At 35.3% G+C, this 22,013-nt stretch carries 23 protein-coding genes and 2 pseudogenes; 6 read left to right on the top strand and 19 right to left on the bottom strand.

Translation table 11 applies throughout. The annotated features are described in order from the left end of the window. The 5 genes and pseudogenes from F6K40_RS27775 to F6K40_RS27755 form a co-directional block, all read right to left on the bottom strand. Window positions 1-216 (bottom strand): hypothetical protein (locus tag F6K40_RS27775; protein WP_293140341.1); only part of this gene is annotated, 216 nt, incomplete at its 3' end. A gap of 30 nt (window positions 217-246) precedes the next feature. Next, complete coding sequence (locus tag F6K40_RS27770) at window positions 247-5,694, bottom strand: ATP-binding sensor histidine kinase (protein WP_293140340.1); 5,448 nt, start codon at window positions 5,692-5,694, stop codon at window positions 247-249. Window positions 5,695-6,411: 717 nt separating this feature from the next. After that, window positions 6,412-6,588 (bottom strand): annotated as a pseudogene (locus F6K40_RS27765) (cation:proton antiporter domain-containing protein); the annotation flags it as partial. Between the two features lie 508 nt (window positions 6,589-7,096). Further along, complete coding sequence (locus tag F6K40_RS27760; protein WP_293140338.1) at window positions 7,097-7,222, bottom strand: photosystem II protein Y; 126 nt, start codon at window positions 7,220-7,222, stop codon at window positions 7,097-7,099. 118 nt (window positions 7,223-7,340) lie between these two features. Next, window positions 7,341-7,868, bottom strand: coding sequence for a gamma carbonic anhydrase family protein (locus tag F6K40_RS27755; RefSeq protein ID WP_293140337.1), 528 nt, complete (start codon window positions 7,866-7,868; stop codon window positions 7,341-7,343). Between the two features lie 131 nt (window positions 7,869-7,999). Here F6K40_RS27755 and F6K40_RS27750 point away from each other — a divergent pair, with 131 nt between their 5' ends. The 5 genes from F6K40_RS27750 (at window position 8,000) to F6K40_RS27730 (ending at window position 11,718) form a co-directional block, all read left to right on the top strand. Next, window positions 8,000-8,521 carry a TIGR02652 family protein gene (locus tag F6K40_RS27750; protein WP_293140335.1) on the top strand — a complete coding sequence of 174 codons (522 nt, stop codon included), beginning with the start codon at window positions 8,000-8,002 and terminating at the stop codon, window positions 8,519-8,521. Window positions 8,522-8,787: 266 nt separating this feature from the next. Beyond that, a complete protein-coding gene (locus F6K40_RS27745) occupies window positions 8,788-9,222 on the top strand; it encodes a VOC family protein (RefSeq protein WP_293140333.1) in 435 nt (144 codons plus the stop codon). Window positions 9,223-9,353: 131 nt separating this feature from the next. Further along, window positions 9,354-9,662: a PepSY domain-containing protein gene (locus F6K40_RS27740; protein WP_293140331.1), complete on the top strand. Its 309-nt coding sequence runs from the start codon at window positions 9,354-9,356 to the stop codon at window positions 9,660-9,662. Between the two features lie 168 nt (window positions 9,663-9,830). Next, entirely contained in the window at window positions 9,831-10,661 is an 831-nt protein-coding gene (gene map, locus F6K40_RS27735) for a type I methionyl aminopeptidase (RefSeq protein ID WP_293140345.1), read from the top strand. 364 nt (window positions 10,662-11,025) lie between these two features. Next, window positions 11,026-11,718, top strand: coding sequence for a response regulator transcription factor (locus F6K40_RS27730; protein ID WP_293140330.1), 693 nt, complete (start codon window positions 11,026-11,028; stop codon window positions 11,716-11,718). A 688-nt stretch (window positions 11,719-12,406) separates the two neighbouring features. Here F6K40_RS27730 and cas6 read toward each other — a convergent pair. The 6 genes and pseudogenes from cas6 to cas10d (F6K40_RS27695) all read right to left on the bottom strand — a co-directional run bounded on the left by cas6 (window position 12,407) and on the right by cas10d (F6K40_RS27695) (window position 18,482). After that, on the bottom strand, window positions 12,407-13,234 hold the full coding sequence (cas6, locus tag F6K40_RS27725) for a CRISPR-associated endoribonuclease Cas6 (protein ID WP_293140329.1): 828 nt from the start codon (window positions 13,232-13,234) through the stop codon (window positions 12,407-12,409). A 409-nt stretch (window positions 13,235-13,643) separates the two neighbouring features. After that, window positions 13,644-14,153: pseudogene (gene cas5d / locus F6K40_RS41650) on the bottom strand (type I-D CRISPR-associated protein Cas5/Csc1). A gap of 142 nt (window positions 14,154-14,295) precedes the next feature. After that, on the bottom strand, window positions 14,296-14,394 hold the full coding sequence (locus F6K40_RS27710) for a hypothetical protein (RefSeq protein ID WP_293140326.1): 99 nt from the start codon (window positions 14,392-14,394) through the stop codon (window positions 14,296-14,298). 694 nt (window positions 14,395-15,088) lie between these two features. Continuing rightward, window positions 15,089-15,265 carry a hypothetical protein gene (locus F6K40_RS27705; RefSeq protein ID WP_293140325.1) on the bottom strand — a complete coding sequence of 59 codons (177 nt, stop codon included), beginning with the start codon at window positions 15,263-15,265 and terminating at the stop codon, window positions 15,089-15,091. Window positions 15,266-15,498: 233 nt separating this feature from the next. Next, window positions 15,499-16,914 carry a type I-D CRISPR-associated protein Cas10d/Csc3 gene (cas10d, locus tag F6K40_RS27700; protein ID WP_293140324.1) on the bottom strand — a complete coding sequence of 472 codons (1,416 nt, stop codon included), beginning with the start codon at window positions 16,912-16,914 and terminating at the stop codon, window positions 15,499-15,501. Between the two features lie 455 nt (window positions 16,915-17,369). Beyond that, on the bottom strand, window positions 17,370-18,482 hold the full coding sequence (cas10d, locus tag F6K40_RS27695) for a type I-D CRISPR-associated protein Cas10d/Csc3 (protein WP_293140343.1): 1,113 nt from the start codon (window positions 18,480-18,482) through the stop codon (window positions 17,370-17,372). 58 nt (window positions 18,483-18,540) lie between these two features. Here cas10d (F6K40_RS27695) and F6K40_RS27690 point away from each other — a divergent pair, with 58 nt between their 5' ends. After that, window positions 18,541-18,726 (top strand): hypothetical protein, encoded by a 186-nt coding sequence (locus F6K40_RS27690; protein ID WP_293140323.1) that lies wholly within the window; start codon window positions 18,541-18,543, stop codon window positions 18,724-18,726. A gap of 65 nt (window positions 18,727-18,791) precedes the next feature. On the opposite strand, the gene F6K40_RS27685 is transcribed toward F6K40_RS27690, so the two are convergent. From F6K40_RS27685 to F6K40_RS27650, 8 genes are all read right to left on the bottom strand, one after another. After that, on the bottom strand, window positions 18,792-18,923 hold the full coding sequence (locus tag F6K40_RS27685; RefSeq protein WP_293140322.1) for a hypothetical protein: 132 nt from the start codon (window positions 18,921-18,923) through the stop codon (window positions 18,792-18,794). 165 nt (window positions 18,924-19,088) lie between these two features. Beyond that, window positions 19,089-19,361, bottom strand: coding sequence for a HepT-like ribonuclease domain-containing protein (locus tag F6K40_RS27680; RefSeq protein WP_293140321.1), 273 nt, complete (start codon window positions 19,359-19,361; stop codon window positions 19,089-19,091). A 24-nt stretch (window positions 19,362-19,385) separates the two neighbouring features. After that, window positions 19,386-19,547 carry a hypothetical protein gene (locus tag F6K40_RS27675; RefSeq protein WP_293140320.1) on the bottom strand — a complete coding sequence of 54 codons (162 nt, stop codon included), beginning with the start codon at window positions 19,545-19,547 and terminating at the stop codon, window positions 19,386-19,388. A gap of 104 nt (window positions 19,548-19,651) precedes the next feature. Continuing rightward, window positions 19,652-19,804, bottom strand: coding sequence for a nucleotidyltransferase domain-containing protein (locus F6K40_RS27670; RefSeq protein ID WP_293140319.1), 153 nt, complete (start codon window positions 19,802-19,804; stop codon window positions 19,652-19,654). Between the two features lie 416 nt (window positions 19,805-20,220). Next, window positions 20,221-20,796 carry a hypothetical protein gene (locus F6K40_RS27665; RefSeq protein WP_293140318.1) on the bottom strand — a complete coding sequence of 192 codons (576 nt, stop codon included), beginning with the start codon at window positions 20,794-20,796 and terminating at the stop codon, window positions 20,221-20,223. Window positions 20,797-20,975: 179 nt separating this feature from the next. Then, window positions 20,976-21,122: a hypothetical protein gene (locus F6K40_RS27660; RefSeq protein ID WP_293140317.1), complete on the bottom strand. Its 147-nt coding sequence runs from the start codon at window positions 21,120-21,122 to the stop codon at window positions 20,976-20,978. A gap of 15 nt (window positions 21,123-21,137) precedes the next feature. Continuing rightward, complete coding sequence (locus F6K40_RS27655; protein WP_293140316.1) at window positions 21,138-21,347, bottom strand: hypothetical protein; 210 nt, start codon at window positions 21,345-21,347, stop codon at window positions 21,138-21,140. A 443-nt stretch (window positions 21,348-21,790) separates the two neighbouring features. Then, window positions 21,791-21,991: a hypothetical protein gene (locus F6K40_RS27650; RefSeq protein ID WP_293140315.1), complete on the bottom strand. Its 201-nt coding sequence runs from the start codon at window positions 21,989-21,991 to the stop codon at window positions 21,791-21,793. Window positions 21,992-22,013 lie beyond the last annotated feature (22 nt).

Genomic DNA, 22,013 nt, shown 5'->3' with positions numbered 1-22,013 from the left:
ACACGAACCACACGAACCACACCTCCCACACGAACCACACGAACCACACGAACCACACGAACCAACCTCCCACACGAACCAACCTCCCACACGAACCAACCTCCCACACGAACCAACCTCCCACACGAACCAACCTCCCACACTTCCCACCCTCCCCACACCTCCCACACCTCCCCACACCTCCCACACCTCCCACACCTCCCACACTTCCCACACTCTGCTTTTTTCAGCAAACCCTAATTATTCTCATAGGGGAATTGATACCAAAAATTCTGTACCCTTTCCAGGAGTCGAAATACATTTTAAATTTCCCCCATGACGTTCCACAATAATTTGATAACTAATTGCTAAACCTAAACCTGTACCTTTACCTACTGCTTTTGTGGTGTAGAAGGGGTCAAATATGTGCTTTTGCACCGCCTCACTCATACCCATACCATTATCAGCAATCCGAATTATCACTCTTATTTCTGCTTCTATTTCTGTAGTAATAGTAATTTGAGGAAGAGAATTAGTAGATGATTTTCTCTTATGTTCTAGTGCATCAATAGCATTAGCAATAATATTCATAAATACCTGATTCAGTTCACCAGGATAGCATTTAACTTTAGGTAATTGACCGTAATTTTTTACCACTTTAATTTCCAATTGATGGGGTTTAGCTTTGAGATTATTTTGGAGAATCATCAGAGTAGAATCTATCCCTTCATGTATATCTACATTCTTAACTTCTGATTGATCGAGACGAGAAAAATTGTGTAAAGATTCGACAATTTCTTTAATTCTATCTGCCCCTACTTTCATCGAATTTAATAGATTCGGCAAATCTTTAACTAAAAAATCTAACTCTAAATCTTCAATAATATCTATGACTTCATCCACAGGTTCAGGATAATTTTCTTGATAAACTTGAATAACATTTAATAAATTCTGAGCGTATTCTTGAGTATAATCAATATTGCCATAAATAAAGTTAACGGGATTATTAATTTCGTGAGCAACTCCTGCCACTAACTGCCCTAAAGATGACATTTTTTCCGATTGAATTAGTTGAGTTTGAGTGCGTTTTAATTCTGCTAGAGTTTTAGCTAAAGTTTGATTTTTTTCGTTTAATTCTTTGGTGCGTTGCTCGACTTTTTGTTCTAAAGTATCGTAAAGAAAAGCATTTTCTAGAGAAATTGCTGCTTGGGTAGTAATCATTTCTAATAACTCTAATCTGTCAGCAGTAAATGCACCTGTTGTTAAATTATTTTCTAAGTAGATAATACCGATCAGTTTACCTTGTTTGCTAATGGGAGTACATAAGATCGACTTAGGTTGCTGTCGTTTCAAATAGGGATCGTTTACCCATGTTGCTTCTGTAGTCGCGTCATCGAACACCTGAAATTTTTGAGTGCGCCAAACATAGTTAATTAATGCTTGGGGTAATTCTTGAGTTGCTGAAACAGGTAGTTGAGGTCGCTCGAAATTTGGGAGATATTGCTGAGTATCGGTAGGGATACCTGTATCTACAACATGAGTCATTGCTTCGAGGATTAACTGTTGGTCTGGGAGGAGGATGAGAGCGCATTTTTGTGCTCCGGCATTTTCCATCATCAGTTGAATTAAAGTTGAGAGCAAATTTTCTAGCTTCACTTCTCCAGACAGAGTTTGAGAAGCTTTGACTACAGTTCCTAGATCGAGAATATTTTCTCTATTGGAGTTAGAACTATAGGTGTAGCTATTACTGTGGAGCGAGTGTTTGTTTTCAGAAAAAGAAACTAACACTGTCGCGAGTAGTTGTGGATAGCGTTTTTCTAAATCTTTGACTTTGGCGAGTGCTCCCCAATTAACATATCCATAGTATGCTTCGAGTATGTAGGTGCGGGCAACTTTGGTTTTGCCCCACTCTAGATAAAATTTGGCACACAGTTCGTTTGCTAAAGCTGCTTCTTGAATATATTCGTTTTCTGTCGCCAGAGCGATCGCTTGTTCGTAAGCTTCAATAGCTCCTATTTTGTCTCCGAGTATTCTGTGTTTTTCTGCTTCTATTAAATAGTATTTATGGGAGTGGTTAGTAGGTGCGTGTTGTGCCCAGAATTTCATTTTTTCCGCATTTGCAGTTACTTGCTCTAGTATTTGCTTTTGTTCGTCAACTTTAGCATTAGGGTAAAAAGCTAGTTTAGTGAGTGAACTATAAAAGTAATATACTGGAATACAAAATAATCCAGTTACACCGCCAATATATTCTAATCCCAATACTTCATAATATTTTGCTCTCTGAAAATTGCCCAGTAAATAAGATAGAATTAAATCATTAAAATAGATGAGAAATAAAGCAAAATGGTCATTAATATTTTCATAGAAAGGAATAAATTTTTCCTCATTAAAAGCACTTCCTGATAATAATTCAGCATTCTCTGCATCGCCTAGTAAATTGAGAACAGCTTGATGAAAAATTTTGCTATAGTAATAATTATTTTCTTGTTTGAGCAGTTTTATAGAATTGCTATAATTTTCTATTTCTGGCTCCAGTCGATCAAGGGATACCCCTGCTAAGTAAGAGTGAATACTATGGAAAAGAATACAATAAGTACCATACTCCAAATCTCCTGTTTCTAAGCCAATTTTATAAGCATCTAGGAAATGAGGAAGAGTTTGACGAACATGAATTTTCCAGTGTTCTATGCCATCGTAAACCGATTCAAATACTTGAGCTTTCTTGTCTTTACTGTTAAATTTTTCTACCACTTTACAGGCAAGTATACCAAATTTATGCCCAGTATCGATATCTTGTTCTAATCCGCATAAAATTAACCCATAGAAAGCACAAGAAACAGCAAATAATGGAGATATTCCTGACTCTATAGATAAATTAATGGCTGTACAAACAATTAGTGGTAATATCTCTGGTTTGCCCACAAATGCAATCGAAAAAAGTGCTGATAAAATGCGCATTGCTGCTAATTTTTCTGGCTCTTTTAACAATGGCAAATCAATCAATTCTGAGATATTTTTTTCTTTCAAGTTACCTTTAGTTGTTTGTAAATATTCTTGAATATCTGATTGAGTTGGATTTGTGGGAAAGCTAATACCAAGAAGTGACAAAACAGATAAACCAATAGTCAGCGCTTCTTGCAATTTACTCTGAACAATGCCAGCTTGTATTTGAATTTCATAGACTTTTGCTTTATCTAAGAGGTTATTAGCTTTTTCTAAGACAATATCAACTAATTCATCTATTTGCTCAAAGTTACCATACAAATAGTTAGCTTCTGTCGCTGATTCATGTAGTGCTAATGTTAGTTGATATTGAGTTGACCAACTATTTTCAGTTAGTAGACTTATCCCTGTCTGAAAATAAGATATTGCTGTTTTATAAGCTGTTGATACTTTCGCCTTAATTCCTGCTCTTAAATTTAAACTTGCCAACTCTTCCCTAGCATCTTTTTCTGTAATTAATCCCACACCATAATTAAGTTGATTCACAATTTCAAAGATTTTTTCTTCTAGTTCTTCATCCGGCGTATTATTCAACAATAATCTGCCAATTTTTAGATGAGTTTCTTGCTTATTTTGTTTAGGGATTAAACTATAAGCTGCTTGTTGTACCCGGTCATGGAGAAAATGATAAATCGGCGTTTCTAAATCTGTTATTTCTAGCAAATTATCATAGTTTTCTCCCTGATAAAATTTGTAGGTTTCATCTGCTGGTAAAATCAATCCTTCTGATAAACCATTCCATAATTCTAAGGCTGTTTCACTCAGAGATTTTTCATATACAATAGATAAAGTTTCTAAGTCAAACTGATTACTTATACAGGCTGCTAATTTTAATAATTCTTGAGTTGCTAATGGTAGTTTTTTAATTTGGGCAGCCATCAATTCCACTACATCCCCACTTCCTGCTAAGATTTTAATTTCTAGTAAATTGAACAACCATTTCTCCTGTTGATAATTATAAAAAATTAATCCTTCTTTGTAAATAGACTTGATAAACTGAGTGCTAAAAAATGGATTTCCTTCTGTTTTTATATATATCTGTTCTGTGAGTTCTAATGATTCTTCTGGAGCATAATTGATAGTATCAGCTACTAAATTATTCAGAGCTGACTCACTCAAAGGTGACAAGATTATTTGATTAACAATTGCCCCAGTTATTTTAATTTCTTCTACTGTTAATATCAACGGATGCCCAGGATTAACTTCATTGTCTCTGTACGCTCCTATCAATAATAAATAGTTAATATCACTTTTTTCCATTACCAACTTCATCAACTTCAGGGAAGCCAAATCTGCCCATTGTAAATCATCTAAAAATATTACTAAAGGATGCTCCGCTTGAACAAATACAGAGATAAAATTTAAGAATAATAAATTGAACCGATTTTCCGCTGCACTCGGAGATAATTCTGTTGCCAGAGCTTGTTTACCAATCAATAATTCTAATTCCGGAATTACATCAATTATTACCTGTGCTTCTTCTCCTAATTTTTCCTGTAATTTATTAGCTATTGTCTGTAATTTTCTTTCCGGTTCGCTTAAAATTTGCTTAATCAATTCTTGAAAGGCATTTAACCATGCTGACAATGGTATATCTCTTTGAAATTGGTCAAATTTACCCGCAATAAAATAACCTCTTTTTTCTACAATTGGTTTATGAATTTCATTGACTAATGCTGATTTTCCTATTCCAGAAAACCCTCCCACTAACATCAATTCACTTTCAGATTTTTCTTGGTTCGATACTCTGTCAAATGCTGTTAGTAAAACTTCTACTTCTGACTCTCTTCCATATAGTTTTTCGGGGATAATTAAGTAGTTGCTACTGTCTTTTTTTCCCAGGTCAAATACTGTGACTTTCTTAGTATTTTCCCACTTATACTTACATTTTTCTAAATCATGGCGTAATCCGGTTGCTGTTTGATAACGTGCTTCTGGGATTTTAGCCATTAATTTCAACACTATAGAATTAAGGGTTTCTGGTATTTCCGGACTCAATTCTATTAGGGGTTTTGGTTGATGAGCAATATGACAATGAACTAATTCCATTGGATCTTCTGAAGTAAAAGGAACTTGCCCTGTTAATAATTCATAAAATGTAATTCCTAATGAGTATAAATCACTCCGATAATCTATACCTCTATTCATTCGCCCTGTTTGTTCTGGTGAAATATAAGCTAGAGTCCCTTCTAGGGTATTTGGATTTCGTATTTCTGCTGTTTCTTTGGGGAGTTTGCTTGTGGTACTAAAATCTATTAGTTGGATTTGTTTTGTTTGGGGATTAATAATAATATTTTGCGGTTTAATATCTTTATGAATTATTTGAGAATTATGTAATTTTTCTAGGGGATTAATTATTTGTAGAGCTATGTTCAAAAATTGACTTATGTCTATTCCATTTATCCAGTTAGAAAGATGTTGTTGTTGGACATATTTGGCCACAGATATACCACCAAAATCTTCCATTACTAACATTAAACGTTGCTCAAATTTTTCCAGAGCTAGCATTTTTACTACTCCGGGAACGTTCAAGTTTTTCACTAGAGTATAAGCATTGCGATATTGAGTTAAGGAATGGAAATTAGGATAGGGATGGTTAGGCAGTTTCAAGATAACTGATTTTTCGTATAATTCTGCGTAAGCACGATAGACAATTGTGCGATCGCTGCTATAGATTTCTTCTAGGAGTTCATAGTTCAGAATTTTCTTCATTAGTAAATTATTAATAATTAAAGTAATGAATTTCGGCTATTTTAATTATATAAAATCATTACTATTCATATCAAGTATTCATATCAAGTATTCATATCAAGACCTATTCCGAGGTAACCGCTCAATAATCCGGGATAAATCGTTCAATGACAAGTCTCAAATGGAGTAAAATCGTTCTCGAATAGGTATTCCGCCCCAATTTATTGAGCGGTTACATTACCGATCCTCAAAAAGGCCAGCTTTTGTCCAATAATACCAATTTGATAAATGTTTGCTACAAATAGCTATGGTACTTTTTAGGAGTCAACCCAGCCCTAACCCAACCCACCCCTAACCCAACCCAGGAGGGGAATAGGAGGTTAAGTCAGGAGTCCTATGGGAATGGCTTTAATACTATTTTTTAGTTCGTAAATTATCTTTTTGGTCAAAAAGACATCTCCTGTCAAATATTTTTGTCACCCTTACTATTCGTAACATTCTTTTTGAGAAATGGTCTCAAACTGTCTAAATAATCTTCATCATTTGAAGTGAGTATGTTTAGTAAAAAAATTATGACAGATACACAAAAGTGAATTGGTATCAGTAAACTGGATTTGGTATATATAGATATCTCGAAAAATCAAATCAATTCTTATCTATAAATTATCAATTACTTCTCCTTCCAGTTAAGTTTTCCCTGTTCCATTTTTTCTCAAGAGATTCTGAAATGGAAAATTTTTCGACTGTTCCCAATGGAATTCCTACTAGCAAAGTAAAAGCAACAACTGCTACACCATCATTAAATAAACTTTCTCCTTCCATTAGAGTGCCTAACCGTCTACTTGCTCCTAATTCTTTTAATAAAGCTAGAACAGAAATGGGGTCTGTTGCTGATCAACTAGCTCCGACTAATATCAAATCCGGTTGAATAGTTATTGTATAGTTGGGAGTAGGGTAGGGACCTTGCTTGAGCATTAATGCGTTTTCCGTTCCGGAATGCTGCGCTTTCCATGTCGCTCCGCGTTAACGTTTGCTCCGCATTCCCTATATGAAAGTTGTGCTTTAGCTAAACGTCCGTACGGTAGGGACGTTCCATGGAACGTCCCTACGGGAGATTGAATACTGAAGTAATTATAGAATTATCAATATATACTATATAACCGGATTCTATATAAAAAGGCGATCGCGCTTGGGAATGCCAGTGAAAAAATTTCAACCATAAGCAATACCAACCAAGGAAATAATTACACCCACAATAGCAAAAAATCCGTAAGCATTCTACATCGTTAGCTAACCTCTTTCAGAGGAGCTTTGCTAACAGTTATCAACTTCATTTAGCTGAATGCTTACTTAACAATAAAATACCGACTGTTTCTTCTAGTTAAGATAACAGTCGGCAGTTAAACAGATAATTATACTTACTTTAAGCTTCTTTATTTAAGAACTTTTGCAATTGTTGGATAGCTAGAACACCAATGTTGAATACAGCCCAACCACCAGCAGCAAGTATAGGAAATAGAACGATTAACAAGCGAAAATCAAAATCCATTTATTCTCCTCCTCAAGATTTAAAAGTATTGTTCTTTATTTTCTAATGTATCGCAATTTTAATTTTATGTTAAGCTTTCTTATTTAACTTTCTAACTTTTGAATTTTGAATTTTGAATTTATTTTGTAAACCCAATATCAGTACCTTTACCAGCATGAACCAAAGCTAACTTTTCATAACGTTCAGCGTGTTCCAGTAGCTCGGCAACCTCTTGCTCCGAAAGCTCCCTAACTCTTTTTCCAGGTACTCCGACCACGAGAGATGAAGGCGGTACATCCTTCGTCACAATAGACCCAGCTCCAATCATACTACCCGCCCCCACTCGTACACCATTCAAAATTACAGCTCCAATACCAATTAAACAACCTCTTTCTATATAGGCCGAGTGAATCACAGCTCGATGTCCAACCGTTACAGAATCTTCTAATACAGTTTCTATCCCAGGGTCTCCATGCAGCACGGCCCCATCCTGGACATTGGTATGGTCTCCAATAATAATCCCTTCCACATCCCCCCGGACTACAGTTCCATACCAAATACTAGCTCCCGTGCCTACCTCTACTGTTCCCATAACTGTAGCGTTATCTGCGACAAAAGCAGCTTTCGATAAATCTGGAGGAGACCAAAAACAGGGCTGATTTGACATTACTTCGTTAATATTGATTGATATTTGCCTAGTAGTAATTTTATCATCAGAAATTGCCTACTTCATAATTATAAGTATTTAAGTCATCATAGGTTTCTATTAACTATGACAACTCATAACTGATAACTGAAATGACCCAATTTTCTATTGACCCCACTCTCCATTATCCAATATTTGGCCCTGAAATTCAGTGCCCCCATTGTCGCCAGATCATTCCAGCTCTTACCTTGACAGATACTTATTTATGTCCTCGTCATGGGGCCTTTGAAGCTGACCCAAATACTGCTGAATTGTTTCATCTTCACTCTGGCCGTCACTGGCGTCTCTGGAATAATGAGTGGTATCGGCAACATACTCATGCCGATGGTATTAGGTTTGAAATCCATGAGGCTCTCGACCGATTATATACTCAAGGGTATCGGGCAACTCGTGTGATTATTGCTCAAAGATATCGGGAGTTAGTTAGTGCTTATTTGGAACGTAGTACCCCCTGGCGTGCAAATTCAGACTATTGTCAAGCAAGGCTTTATGGTTTGCCTGTAGAATTTAGTCCTGATCCAAAGGATGAAGCTTGTTGGGAAGTAATTAATTTTCAATTGGACAAGGAGGAAGGAGTACCAGTTAGGTATCCCTATTTTCGGTTGTTCGAGTAAGTTTATTTTGACTACCTTTAAGGTGGAAAATAAAGTTTGAAATAAAGTTTGAAATAAAATTTAAAATATTATAGCAGTCAAAGCAAAGATTAGGACATTTCTAAATCCTGTTTGCGGACCATTTCCCTATAAGAAAAACCCTTGTGCCTGTTTACTATTCCCTCACAGGAGTGCGCGTTCCCTCACAGGAGTCAGCATTCCGCAAGCGAGCTATCGGCGACGCGGGGTCGCACCGCTATTCCCTATTCCCTAGCGCTATAAAATAAATGCACCATGCCTCGATTCGGACTGCTAATATTCATAGAGCGATCGCTTTCTATGAAAAATTAGGTTTTACAGTTTGTGAACGCTTTACTACAGGCTATACTTTAGCTTGTTGGATGGAAGGATTAAATGGTAGAATTGAACTAATTCAAATTCCCGAACCTAAGCCTGCACCTGATGCTTTTGGGGATGAAAATTATGTTGGATATTATCATTTATCATTTAATTTGACTGAAAATGTTGCAGATTTACCCGGTTGGTTAAGTTCTTTAAAACAACAATTTGATTCAGCAGTAAGAGAACAACCAGAAATGTTTGAACCGTTAAAAGTTCTCTTAGAACCTACTCAACAAATGATTGGAAATAATGTTTATGAAGTGACTTTTATTGCAGATAGTGATGGTTTACCTCTAGAGTTTATTAGGCAGTTAAATTAATATGGCAATTCTATTTTATTTGTCTATAAAAATTTTACCGCGTTCCCTCTTTTCCGGAGAGGTCTAATAGACATCTTGCCATATTGACACATCATAGAATAATATTCAAATGAAAACTGAATTTAATACAGATGATTAAACAACAATTTCGTAAACTCCATAGAATACTTGCGCCAATAGTTTTTCTGCCATTATTTATGACTGTAATTACAGGAATAGCTTACCGACTCAGTAGAAATTGGTTTGGATTATCCAAAGACCAGGTACATTTTTTAATGGTAATTCACGAAGGTGGATTTCTTGGCGATCAAATTAAACCTTTTTATGTACTATTAGATGGTATCGCTTTAATATGGATGTTAATAACGGGCATCGTTCTCAGCGGTTTATTTATTAAAAAAAGGGAAAAGAAACCAACAGAAAATACAGAATCAAATTGATAAATTATCAATTACTTTTCCCTACTCCCTACTCCCTACTCCTTACTCCCTCTTTATAGGTATTCAATCTATGTTATGCTAAAAATATACTAACTAATTCTTAGTAGAAAAATGTTCTTAATACCTGAATTTTAAGACACCATAATATTGAACAATTTGTACCAAAAGATGAAAATTTTTAGTAATATACTTGCAACTCCAGCAAAACCAAAACCTCGCCCAGTTAAGAAACAACAACGTCGTGGCATAGAAATTAAATCTGAACGAGAAATCGAAATTATGCGACAATCGTGTAAAATTGTGGCAACGGTACTCAAAGAAATTTCTCAAATTGTTAAACCAGGAATGACTACTGCCGATCTAGATGCTTATGCTGAAAAACGGATTCGGGAAATGGGAGCAACTCCAAGTTTTAAAGGTTATCATGGTTTTCCTGGTTCTATTTGTGCTTGTATAAATAATGAAGTTGTACATGGTATTCCTAATAAGAAAAAGGTGATTCGTGTCGGTGATGTTTTAAAAGTAGATACAGGTGCTTATTATCAAGAATTTCATGGTGACTCTTGTATTACTATTGGGGTAGTTGAGGTTGCTCCAGAATCTGCTAAATTAATTCGCGTTGCAGAGGAAGCACTGTATAAAGGTATCGAACAAGTAAAGGCAGGTGCTTATCTTTTAGATATTGCAGGAGCTATTCAGGACTATGTGGAGGCAAATGGTTTTTGCGTGGTTGAAGAATTTACTGGCCATGGCGTGGGGAGAAATTTGCACGAGGAACCTGCGGTATTTAATTTTCGGACTAAGAATTTGCCTAATGTTAAGCTTCGAGCAGGTATGACTTTAGCTATTGAACCTATTCTTAATGCTGGTTCGAGGTTTACTAAGATTTTATCGGATAGGTGGACTGCTGTTACTATTGATAATTCGCTTTCTGCTCAGTTTGAGCATACGGTATTAGTTACAGATACTGGTTATGAAATTTTAACCGAGCGATCCTAGGAGAATAGAAACCAGAAACCAGAAACCGGGTTTGTTTATGCAGATTTCAGTATTATGGGACATCTATAAGACAAACCGAAACCAGAAACCGGGTTTGTTTATGCAGATTTCAGTATTGTGGGATATTTTATAGACAAACCCGGTTTCTTGACAGACTTATATTATGTTCATTGTCTGGTAGGGGTTTGGTCTCTAAACCAGCATTTACCACAAAAATCAATTTTAATCAAGTGTAGTAAACCGTATATTTTTTTCGCTCCATTAATAATAAAAATTAGCTAAATTTAAAAAAAGTAGTAAAGTAACAATAATCTATATGTCTCAAATGATTCAAGCCAAAAATTAGCTAGAGGAAAAATTAAAAATGTCAGGCAAAATATTATTAGTAGATGATGAACCAGGATTACGGGAAGCCGTACAAGCTTATTTAGAAGATAGTGGTTTTCATGTAGATGTTGCTAGTAATGCTAATGAGGGATGGGATATTCTACAGTTACATTTACCTGACTTAGTAATTACTGATATTATGATGCCTCAAGTAGATGGTTATCAATTTCTGCAAAAATTACGGGAGGAACCAAGATTTAAAGCTTTGCCTGTAGTATTTTTGACTGCTAAAGGAATGACTACAGATCGTATTCAGGGTTATCAAGCGGGTTGTGATGCTTATCTTTCTAAACCTTTTGATCCGGAAGAGTTGGTAGCTATTGTGGAAAATTTGTTGGCGCGTCGAGCATCAGCACAAATAACGAATGAAGGGGAAAATACTCCCGATATTGCTGCTTTGGCAAATCAAATTGCAGAAATAAAAGCAATGTTAATGGGAAAGAGCGCGATCGCTCAGACTCCTTCACCGATAAAAATAGATTTGACTCCTAGAGAACAGAGTGTTTTAGATTTAGTAGCTAGAGGGTTAATGAATAAGGAAATTGCTAGGGATCTAAATACGAGTGTTCGGAATGTGGAGAAGTATGTAAGTAGATTATTTACGAAAACTGGCACCAATAGTCGAACGGAGTTGGTTCGCTATGCTTTGGAGCATGGGTTGACAAATTGATTCAAAAAGTGGGGGAGTGGGGGAGTAGAGGAGCGAGGGAGTGAGGGAGTAGGGAGAAGAAGAGTAATTTGTAGGGTGTGTGACGACGGCTTAATTTCAGACTATGAAAGGGATTTAGGAATCCGTCGTAACGCACCATTTTAGATATGTTAGCATTGCTAGACATTTAACTTAGCTTTGGCAAATTTCAATCCCTAATAGGGATTTATTAGTGAAACCAAACATTAAACTCTGGTATTTTTCAGATAGATAATTTTTTGTTTTGTGGCAATCATAATCCTCCTTTAGTTCTAATTTTTTCAAGTTTTTTCCATATAACTAATGTGGGTTTTTGTTATGCTTCTTAATCCGTATATCCGTGGCATAATCCGTGTGAGCAACCCAACCTAAATTTCAGCTTTCGAGAAGTTTTGGTGTTTTTCAGATAGATAAATGACTGTTGACAGATTTAGTCATAATTAAAAATTACTCTCAACACAAATTCACTAATATTCCTGATTAATATCAGTCATAATTCAAAGTACATAATTACACAATTAAAGCTACAGATATGACAGGCAAGATGCCTGTGTTACTGTATTAAAGCTACAGGTATGACAGGCAAGATGCCTGTGTTACTGTTGACAGATTCAGGCATAATTAAAAATTTTTTAGCCACGGGTATGACAGGCAAGATACCTTTATTATATCAGAGATTAAGCCTCCTCGTCATTCCCATTCCCATCGGCGTTTTTCTCCCCAAACCACAATAAATAGCAAAATCAGCTAAAGCATTAATTTGTTTAATTTTCTCAGATTCAATATCTCCAAAAATTCGATATGTCACCTCACCAACAACGCCAATAAATTTACTTCGAGAATCAACAACAATTTCTGTATTAATATTCAGATAACTCGGATGGATAGACTCAAGTGGAATTTGAAAAAATTCCATCCCACTATATTTATCCCAACGATTTAAAAGAGAATTAAAGACACAATCTTTAGTAGGCATCGGGGTATCATAAGTACCTTGTCGAAAACAAGTAGGAGTCGCAAAATTTAAAGTAATAATTCTCTGAGAATCAGAAGCATTTTCATAAATTTCTTGATAAGAAAAAGAACCAACCCAAGGTTGATTAGATTTGGGCGTATTAAGAATACTAATAATGTTTAAATTTGCCGGACCTAAATGCCAAGGTTGTTCAGGATTAATATTTAGCCAAAGTTGAGTTAATTCGCCGAATAAATTATCGTCTAAAAGAGATATACGCCACCAACAATTAGTATTTGCTGGAATATAATTTTTATGTTGCCATTGGAGAGTATAGTCACGACTTTTTGACTCGGGTTTTTTAGTTTGTAAAGGACTGACAGTAAAAGGTTTATTACCAGTAGATTCGTGGAGGCGATCGCCCAATTTTTTATCGACGGAACTAACTAAATTTAAGAACAAAGCATGGAGATGTCTACCTGTTAGGTATCTGCTAGGAATAGGAGATTGAGGTATTAGGTTCAGTACGAGACTATAAGGCATTTATTTAATTAATAATTAATAATTAATAATTACCTCCGGTTAGAACCGAGAGGATTGAATATAAGAAAATCTTTAGAATCAACTGATTTAAAAATATTCATTAATCGATAATGGATAATCGATAATTACCTCTCCCTTTTAGGGAGAGGATTGACCAAGAAGGAAAAGATTTATTTTTTTTCCCTTGAAAGGGGAGGCTTTCAACCTAAATTATTTAATTATTTAATTATTTAATTGTTTAATTATTTCGGTAATAAATGTAGGTTGGGTTGAGGGAGGAAACCCAACAACAATATTTAACCTAACAATAAAAAGGATAATATTTGAGACAAAAATAAATGACATTTTATCAGAGTTAAATTAGATGTTTGGTTTCGGGGTTCCTAAACCAAAACTACATTTTAAATGTTCAAGCAATATTAAAACAATATTCCATATTAGCAGGAATATCTATATTATTAAATCTGTAATATTGCCCTTTGAGTTTGACATTTTTAATTAGACTTACAGGAGGCATATTTACCACATCAGAACTAATCAATCGATGGGAAAACATGACATCCAAAGGATTTCAAGGGAAGGGAAAAGTCAATTCTTTTTCAGCGATCTAAGCTTTTAAATCTAGAGTTTCTTCGACTCTAACTTCTGCTTTACTCATCCACTTTCCCAAACGAATCCATTTTGCTAGTTTTAGCGGTTTTTCATAAATCAGAAAACATTCAAAAATGCTTTCTGGAGCTATTTCTTTATTTCTGCCAAAGCTAGGAAGATTTTTCTGAGTCTTTTGCATTTCAACATGATAATTGTTATTTGCATATTTCCAAGTATTGAGAGTAGTGGAATGGGAAAGCGATCGCCCTGGAGTTACATAGGTTTTTTCCTGATTTAATGGAGTTAAATGTTGCTCGTATTTTGGCAATTGCAAATTCAAGGTTATATTCGCAATCTTCAGTATTCATCAAACCATAATTACGGAGTAATTATCGACCTATTAAAGGTTCTGGAGTAGATTGTTTTTTCTTAAACATACTTAGGCGAATGATAGGATTTTTGTTATTAATTTATGCCCTTACCCTGGCTTTCTTCAACTCTCCATCTGTTTGAAATAAAGGATAAGATTCGGTGATCCGAATTGTCAGGAAGTGAACGTATTTTTCCATTGATTTTTAGGGAATTTTGTCGAGGAAAAATTTTCGAGTCAACAGATTTAAGAAATGTCATTATTTGGGGTTTGCTTTTAAAAGTTTCTTGGTAATGAAAAATTGGGAAGTTGATGAGATTGCTTCGGGAGATTAATTCTGAATTTGACAGATTGACTGCTAAGATTTCCTCTGGCAATGACAGTTTTTGTCGGTTGGGTTGAGTCAAGGAAAATTTTCGAGTCAACAGATTTAAGAAATGTCATTATTTGGGGTTTGCTTTTGAAAGTTTCTTGGTAATGAAAAATTGGGAAGTTGATGAGATTGCTTCGGGAGATTAATTCTGAATTTGACAGATTGACTGCTAAGATTTTCCCCTCGGAATGACAGTTGTTCAATTTATTCCCTATTTTCATATTCACCTTGTGGATATCTGACTAAATTTTAATCAGTTAAACAACCAGCAGTTTTTTGAAAAAAGCCTGGAAACCAACCTAATTATTCAGGTGTTTTAGCAGACTTTTATAATTTATTCTGTTGATAAACTAGAATTATTTATAGTTCTCTATCTGCTAAATTTTTGCGAAGTTTTATTGTCAAATTTCCCTCCCTATCTACGCGAGTTGTTAACTTAATAGTTTCCATGATAAATTTCCTCCTTTTGATTAGATAAATTTGGGATGAGTTGGAAAAAATTATGTTGGGTTTTGATGCCTCAACCAAAATCTATATTTTTACTATCTATGGAAATTAACTTCAGAGTCGCCATGATAAATTTATTCGTTTTGATTAGATAAATTTGGGATGAGTTGGAAAAAATTATGTTGGGTTTCGATGCCTCAAGCAAACCTATATTTTTACTATTTATGGAAATTAACTTGAGAGTCGCCATGATAAATTTCCTCCTTTTAAATAGATAAATTATTGATTACTTCGGGAAGATTATGTTGGGTTTCGTTCCTCAACCCAACCTAAATTTTTAGATTTCTATGGATGAAACTGCTTTGGGAGTTTTAGCGTTAAATTTTACAGATTAACTATGAATATTTTTCTCTCCCAATCAAAGTCATAGTAGATTAGATTTTTCCCCTCAACCAAACAATCAAAATTACTCACTTTCATCATCTACTTGGTTATAATTTTTTTATTTTCTTTGTCATTTTCCAAAGGATAAAGAAACTCGCAAGTATGGCGAATTAAATTAATTTGTCTTCCGGCAAGACGGGCACGATCGCCTGCAAAAGTTTCAGAAAAAACGTCTTTGACAAAATCTTCAGAAAATTCCCAAATTGCCATTCTTTCTTCCTCCCTTTTTTTGAATATCCAACGACCTTCGGCAGTAGAAGCATGAACCCTATCCATTAATTTATAAATCTTGGCAGCTACATTATTAACTAAAGTTTCATTCTGAAAACTTGGGTCGTTATTAAGAATCACATCTTTAGCAAAATCTAGAGGTTTCAACACAGCATTAGTCTGGGGATTATATTTTTTATTTGTCCGAGATAATTTTCGATATAATTCTGTCAGTTTTTGTGGATGATTTAAACTTGATTCTTTTCCCATAATTTCTAATTTATCCTTTTCTCGGTTATATCTAACATTCGGGTCAAAACAAGGATAAAAATAATAAGTATAAAGCTGAATTTTTTCAATCCTGGCAGTTTCGACATTTTGATTTCTTACCCATTTATTTAAGTAGGAAAAAACGTAAAGGGGACTGGTTTCAAAATCTTTGGCAAGTTCCGTTAATTTTCCCCAGTTGACATCGTAACCACCTTTCCCGACTTTGGCATTTACATCTAAATGAATGGCATAAGCAGCAGTCAAAATATTTAGGGGAGCGGGATATTGTTTGCCGTTTTCCTGCCAACCTTCCAAAATATAGTCGAGTCGGAAGCGATCGCCTCTAACCAATGAGCGAAACGTCTGGGGTGCGGTATCCAGAAACAGTGTCTCTTCAAATTCGCTGCTATCGTTAAAAGGTGGGATGGATGACTTAGAGACGACGGTTTTGACATCCAATATCATCGCAAAGGCAAATGCTAACCAACTTGGCATTACCCAAGACTCGGTATCGGTGTTGCCTTTACTGGGTGGCATCGCCATGAAATAAAATGTCAAAGGTTGGTTTTCTGGATAGGAAAGTTTAAAGGTTCGATCTTTTTCGGGTTCGAGATTTTCATCTATTAGGAAAGTATCAACACTTTGATATTTTTCTCTAGTAAAGTTTGCCTGAAAGTCTCGGTCGATAAAATGATTTCTGATGCTAGTATCGAACCTAGTTTTGGCAATGTAGTTATCAGCTTTTTGGAGGAATTGATTTGTTTCGGGGGTGCAGTAATAGGTAGGGTAAAAATATAGATACCGATACTTGCTATTCTCAATTTTTTTTCCCGTCGCTTGAGTTTGATTCATCAAGATTTTACGCAACATCATTTCTCTTCCGGCAATCCTATAAATATTCCGTTTCGCATTTAAATATCCTAAGATTTGTTTATTGGTATAAACCTGGGTAGTGAACAAAAATGCCGATTCCATTTGTTTGGTAACTGAGTAGGAAGAATGGGAAATTTAACAGATTAATTTTCGCCCTCTTCCTGGTTTATTTGCTAACTTATAATTTGACAATTATTGGAAAAAAATTTTGCGGGGGTTGTGGTTATTGATGTTTTTCCAGGTAACATGACTACTTGCTTGACCAAGTCTCGAATATCTTCCCAAATATCGGCAAATTTATATTTTTTTAGTACGGGTTGAATGAGTTGGGAAATATGAGAAATAGTTTTCTGGCAAATTTATTTTACATCCTCAAATCCGGGATGGTTTTTTAAATATTTTGCTGCCAAAAAATACCAGTCGTAAGGTACTCCTCCTGTATTGCCTTTCAATTTTTTTGCTTTGAGACTTTCGTTAATATTTTGTATTTCCCGAATTTGGGAAATGTATGCCGATAGTTCCCAGTATTCGGCGATTCTCTGTACTAATTTTTTGGTTTATAGGTTTGCTAGTAATTCTGGCAAATCTTTATTCTGCTTCCTTGCCTTATCTATATTATTAACAACTTCTCCCCAAATATTCCGAGTCAGCACATCTCCAAATTCGGCAATCCTGTCAATTCTTAAATCGTCGTCAAATCGAAAATTATAATCTGCGGATAAAATCTGCTGTTGCTGAAATTTTACTAAATTATCGCTGCGACTTTTAGCTTTAGATTCTTTATTTGAATGTAAAATTATTAAAGTTGCTTCTAGGGCAACTTCTATTAAACCAACCGTGTCAAAAAATAGGTTGTAATAATCTGCATATTTCATGCCTTTGCCGTCTCTACCAAATCCAGTTTTTCGGAGTCGGAGTTGCTTTGCACAAAGTTCTTTAATTTTACTAACAACCAGTTCCGGTAAATCTGACTCTGAGATAGGTGGAGAATTTTTTTGTATTAGGTAAATAACTCCCGTAGGTAAATAAAGTAATGGCTGATAATAAATTTCTTCCTCAGTATTAATATTTTGATAGGCTGCCATTACGGCGTTATTAACTATATTAGTTAGTACGCCCCTATTTTCGGCGATGCTGTGGTAAGAAAGTTCTAACTTTCCATCACTAAGTTGGTGAATAATATTATGGAGGCTAGAATTTTCCGCATCTTGAGGATGCTTAATAATAGATGAGAGTAAGTCCGCTAAAAGAGTTAGGTTAGATAGACAGATAAGGGAGCGATCGCCCAATTTTGGATTTAAGCCACTTTCGGATAAATTCAAATTAGTATCGTTACGTTTTTGAGTATTGTAGGCAATGAATAATAAGTCTTCTAAATATTCAACCCAACTCTCCGTTTTTTCAGGATTAATCAATTTATCTAAACCCAACAATGGCACCATTACCCGAAAAATTTCTTGATGCTCTGCGATAGAAAGTTTACGAATATCTTGGTCAGGATTTTTGTTGATATCTATATATTTTTCTGGCATTCCCGGAAATAGATCGTATTGAAATTTTTCAAAGTCATGGAGAAGAAAACCAGCGATTAAAATCCGGCGTTTGATTTCTTTATCCCGCGCCATTTCTCGTTTAACTGTCGTATCTAATTCTTCTAATCTTTGAGCAATTAAATTTGCTGGAAATAATCCATTTAAAATGTGAGTATTTAAAGATTGATCGGCAGCATTGTCGCGTCTAACTTTTGCTTTGCCTGCCGCTTCTCGTCGAGAGTCGATTCTATCAAAAAATTTCCCTCCTTTCGCAGTAACGCCAATGGCAAATTTGAGCAGATTAGGTAATACATATTCGGCAAATTCTCTAATTACTAAATCCTCGGAATTTTCAGTAATTATTGCCTCTCGTAAAAGTTGAAGTGTTAGTAATTCTTTGTCAGTAGGTTCGATGTCGCGATTAGTCGGTTCAAAACTCAGACCTAACTATTCATCTTCTAACCAATCGTCATGAGAATCATCAATCGGTTCGGGATTAATATTTTCCTGATTTTCTGTCATATCGAATAAGGATAGCTGTTCAAATTCCTCATCAGATTTTTTCTTTTTTCTAGGCATTATCTACCTCTAATGAATCTATATAATTTGGAATTTTTTTTTATAAATTGGATAATACTGTAATGTCATGCCAATTTCTCCATGCACTACTACTGTGTCAATTTCGTCGTTAAAATGAACTAATCTATTTCTTATACTACCTGACTCTGCCAACCTACTTGATAATTATGGAGAAATAATCCCACATTTTCCCATTTCGATAAAAATCTCAAAATTAGTAGCTCTTGCTTGGTCTAGTCCTAATTCTTTCAGTAAATACCTATTAATGTCGATTGCTCCTTTAAAAATTAGCTGCAACAATCTTTCTACTACTAATTGTTTATCAAAATTACCTAAATATTCTGTCAAAGATATTGATTCAAACCGCTTGATTTTTTCCAAATGACTTGTCATAAAATCTAGTTTAGTAAAAATATTAATTGGTTCAATTTCTGTCATACTCCCCACCTTTGCAAATTTGTTTCAATTTTTTTTTGCTCCTAGTGCTTTACGAATTTCTTTAAGTTCCAAATTGCTCTTTAAAGCTTGTTTCCGAAAATCCTCAAAAAGTCCCGGTTCATATTCATATAATAATTTTCCATCACGGGCAACAAAATGAGAAATTGTTGATGAATAGTTTCTCAATTCTACGACATCTCTGTTATCGCTATTAAGTTTAAAAAAATCTCCTAATTTTTGCGGTATTTCAAACCAAGCAAAGCATTATCTCCTATCATCCTTTTCCGAATTTATTCATCATAAAGTGCTGCAAAATCCCAGTCACTTCTGGCATGAGTATCTCCTCTAGCGTGAGACCCAAATAATACCAACATTTTTAGGTAAGGGATTTTTTCGGATAGTCCGGGAGAGAGTTTTTTTAAGTGGGAAAATGATAGTGTCATTTCATTTATCAGTTATTAGTTAGCTTCCTAGATCAGAACTTTTTTAGGTCATGCTACTCCTAAGCTAATGTTTGCGATAGCTACTGTCAACTTTTTTCTATAAACTTAGATTCTAGACAGTGAAAGTTCCTAAAATAGCCATGGCTAGCCATGGCTATTAGCGGTTTCAAAGTTATAAACCTGTATTCACAACTATATACTGTAAGTGTTTGCCAGTAATACTTTCAGTTAGACAAGTAAATCTTTTTTTAGAAGAACTTTGTAGTCTCCAGTTAGATTAAAAAATTGGGGAAATTGATGGTTTTGCCATTGCATTTCCGAAAATATTATGATACTATTTAACTATAAGGGGTCGTTCGCCCATAAGCATGATTTTTTATTCAACTTCACCAAAATCCCTATTAGGGACTGAAATCTCAAACAACCCATATCTCACTCCCCTTACTCCCCATCCGATAAGCCAAAGTATCCACCAATAGCGCCGACTGCCCAAAAGCAATAGAATAAGGTGGAGTCTGATCGTGAATACTCCCAGAATCAGAAATCCCATAAATCCGAAAGTGCATCGGTAGCTTTAACCGCCTCCGCACCTCCTCCACCGGATGCTCCAACACATAACAAACCAACGTCCTCCGACGTAACCGTTTATTAATATCTCCTATCCAATTATTTTCTGGTTGCCAAACCTCAACCCCTTGCAAAACCTGCACTTTTCCACCAGAAGCAATAGACTCCAACTTCCCCCGATAAGTAAATTTCCAATCTAACCGTTGCTCCCGATAACTCCGCAACTTCATAAACGCCAAACAATACTCAAATCTTCCCTTAGCGATCGCTTCCCCAGTCTTTTCCATCGTCTCATCCAACAACCGCAAAAAATCTTTTTTAGTCATTGATTCAATTTCCAAATTACTCAAAATTCCAGGTAATTCGTAAGTCTTAAACCTATCCAAATTATTAGTTTCTGTTAGATCGTAAATTCCACATTGCAACCCACTTGCACCTCGAAAACTACAAGCATCTTCAACTATAGAATTTCCTCTTTTATTTCCTGATAATTCTTGCCATTCCTTATGCCAATCTTTAATATTACCCGCACCTTTCCTAAACTTGTTTGAAATACCAATTTACAAGCATCCTAAAATGCTTTTCGACTACCAGAATATTGCCGTTAAAGCTTTCCCAAATCCCAACCAATTTTCACAGACTGCACCGCTCCCCACTTCTGATAATAACCGTCAAAATTATTAATTTTTCGATAATTTTCCCGAATCATTTCATGGAAAAACGGGCGATTATAAACACCCCCAGATTCCAAAGGTAGAGACTCAAATTAAAATAATATTTCCACTAAAAAATTAGGAATTAAAGCATAAGCAGTAAAATTATTAAACCTAATAAAATTCCCTTCTTTTTCATAACCATCATGTCGCCTCAACCGCCCCAAACGTTGAATAAAATTACCTGAATCTGCCGACTCAAACAGCAAAAAATTAATTTTAAAATCTACTCCCACATCAATAGTGCTAGTACCAATAACCAAGTCAGCAGCAAGAGATTTTTCCTTAGTTTCTCTCCCAGATAATCCTGTATTTTATCCTACTTTCAAACCATTTTTGGCAAATATTTATTGATATAAATGTCTCAAACGTTTCACCGCAGCAATTGAATTTAAAAGAATCGCGCCTTTAGTTCCAGGATTATTTTGAAAATGCTTTCTCACCAATTCAACATTTTCTTTCCGCCAAATTTCTGATGCTTTAGACTTAGCTTCTAGAGAGATAAAATTGAGAGATATTTCCCGCGATACCTGTCTAAAATTTTGCGATTCTAATTCTTGTACCTCCTCTTTATTCTCAGGAAATAGATATTTATTTTCTGATCAAGGATTTATTTGCCGAAACCGAAAATTTTCGGTTGTGCATCAATAAAGTGTGGGAAACGCCCTAGTATGCCGGGCCAATATAATCTAAAAGCACTGATATATCAAGGTTGAGGGCACTTGGGGAGCGAAAAAAGTGCAAATTTTTTAGCCTTTAAGACTAAAAATTTAGGACGGGTGGCAGACACTTCCCAAAAAGATACAGGTACAATTATTCCTCCTACTTCCCACACTTCCCACACTTCCCACACTTCCCACACTTCCCACACTTCCCACACTTCCCACACTTCCCACACTTCCCACACTTCCCACACTTCCCACACTTCC

Source organism: Okeania sp. SIO3I5, assembly GCF_010672085.1.
Classification (GTDB): domain Bacteria; phylum Cyanobacteriota; class Cyanobacteriia; order Cyanobacteriales; family Microcoleaceae; genus Trichodesmium.
The sequence above is the reverse complement of the archived record's forward strand: the minus strand, read 5'-3'. Positions and strand labels throughout refer to the sequence as shown.

Coding starts and splice junctions, on each gene's coding strand:
- F6K40_RS27670 (WP_293140319.1), bottom strand. CDS start 19,804: ATGACACTATCATTTTCCCACTTAAAAAAACTCTCTCCCGGACTATCC.
- F6K40_RS27745 (WP_293140333.1), top strand. CDS start 8,788: ATGCACCATGCCTCGATTCGGACTGCTAATATTCATAGAGCGATCGCT.
- F6K40_RS27750 (WP_293140335.1), top strand. CDS start 8,000: ATGACCCAATTTTCTATTGACCCCACTCTCCATTATCCAATATTTGGC.
- F6K40_RS27740 (WP_293140331.1), top strand. CDS start 9,354: ATGATTAAACAACAATTTCGTAAACTCCATAGAATACTTGCGCCAATA.
- F6K40_RS27680 (WP_293140321.1), bottom strand. CDS start 19,361: ATGACAGAAATTGAACCAATTAATATTTTTACTAAACTAGATTTTATG.
- cas6 (WP_293140329.1), bottom strand. CDS start 13,234: ATGCCTTATAGTCTCGTACTGAACCTAATACCTCAATCTCCTATTCCT.
- F6K40_RS27710 (WP_293140326.1), bottom strand. CDS start 14,394: ATGGAAAAATACGTTCACTTCCTGACAATTCGGATCACCGAATCTTAT.
- F6K40_RS27760 (WP_293140338.1), bottom strand. CDS start 7,222: ATGGATTTTGATTTTCGCTTGTTAATCGTTCTATTTCCTATACTTGCT.
- F6K40_RS27770 (WP_293140340.1), bottom strand. CDS start 5,694: ATGAAGAAAATTCTGAACTATGAACTCCTAGAAGAAATCTATAGCAGC.
- F6K40_RS27705 (WP_293140325.1), bottom strand. CDS start 15,265: ATGGCGACTCTCAAGTTAATTTCCATAAATAGTAAAAATATAGGTTTG.
- F6K40_RS27730 (WP_293140330.1), top strand. CDS start 11,026: ATGTCAGGCAAAATATTATTAGTAGATGATGAACCAGGATTACGGGAA.
- F6K40_RS27755 (WP_293140337.1), bottom strand. CDS start 7,868: ATGTCAAATCAGCCCTGTTTTTGGTCTCCTCCAGATTTATCGAAAGCT.
- F6K40_RS27685 (WP_293140322.1), bottom strand. CDS start 18,923: ATGCCTAGAAAAAAGAAAAAATCTGATGAGGAATTTGAACAGCTATCC.
- map (WP_293140345.1), top strand. CDS start 9,831: ATGAAAATTTTTAGTAATATACTTGCAACTCCAGCAAAACCAAAACCT.
- cas10d (WP_293140324.1), bottom strand. CDS start 16,914: ATGGAATCGGCATTTTTGTTCACTACCCAGGTTTATACCAATAAACAA.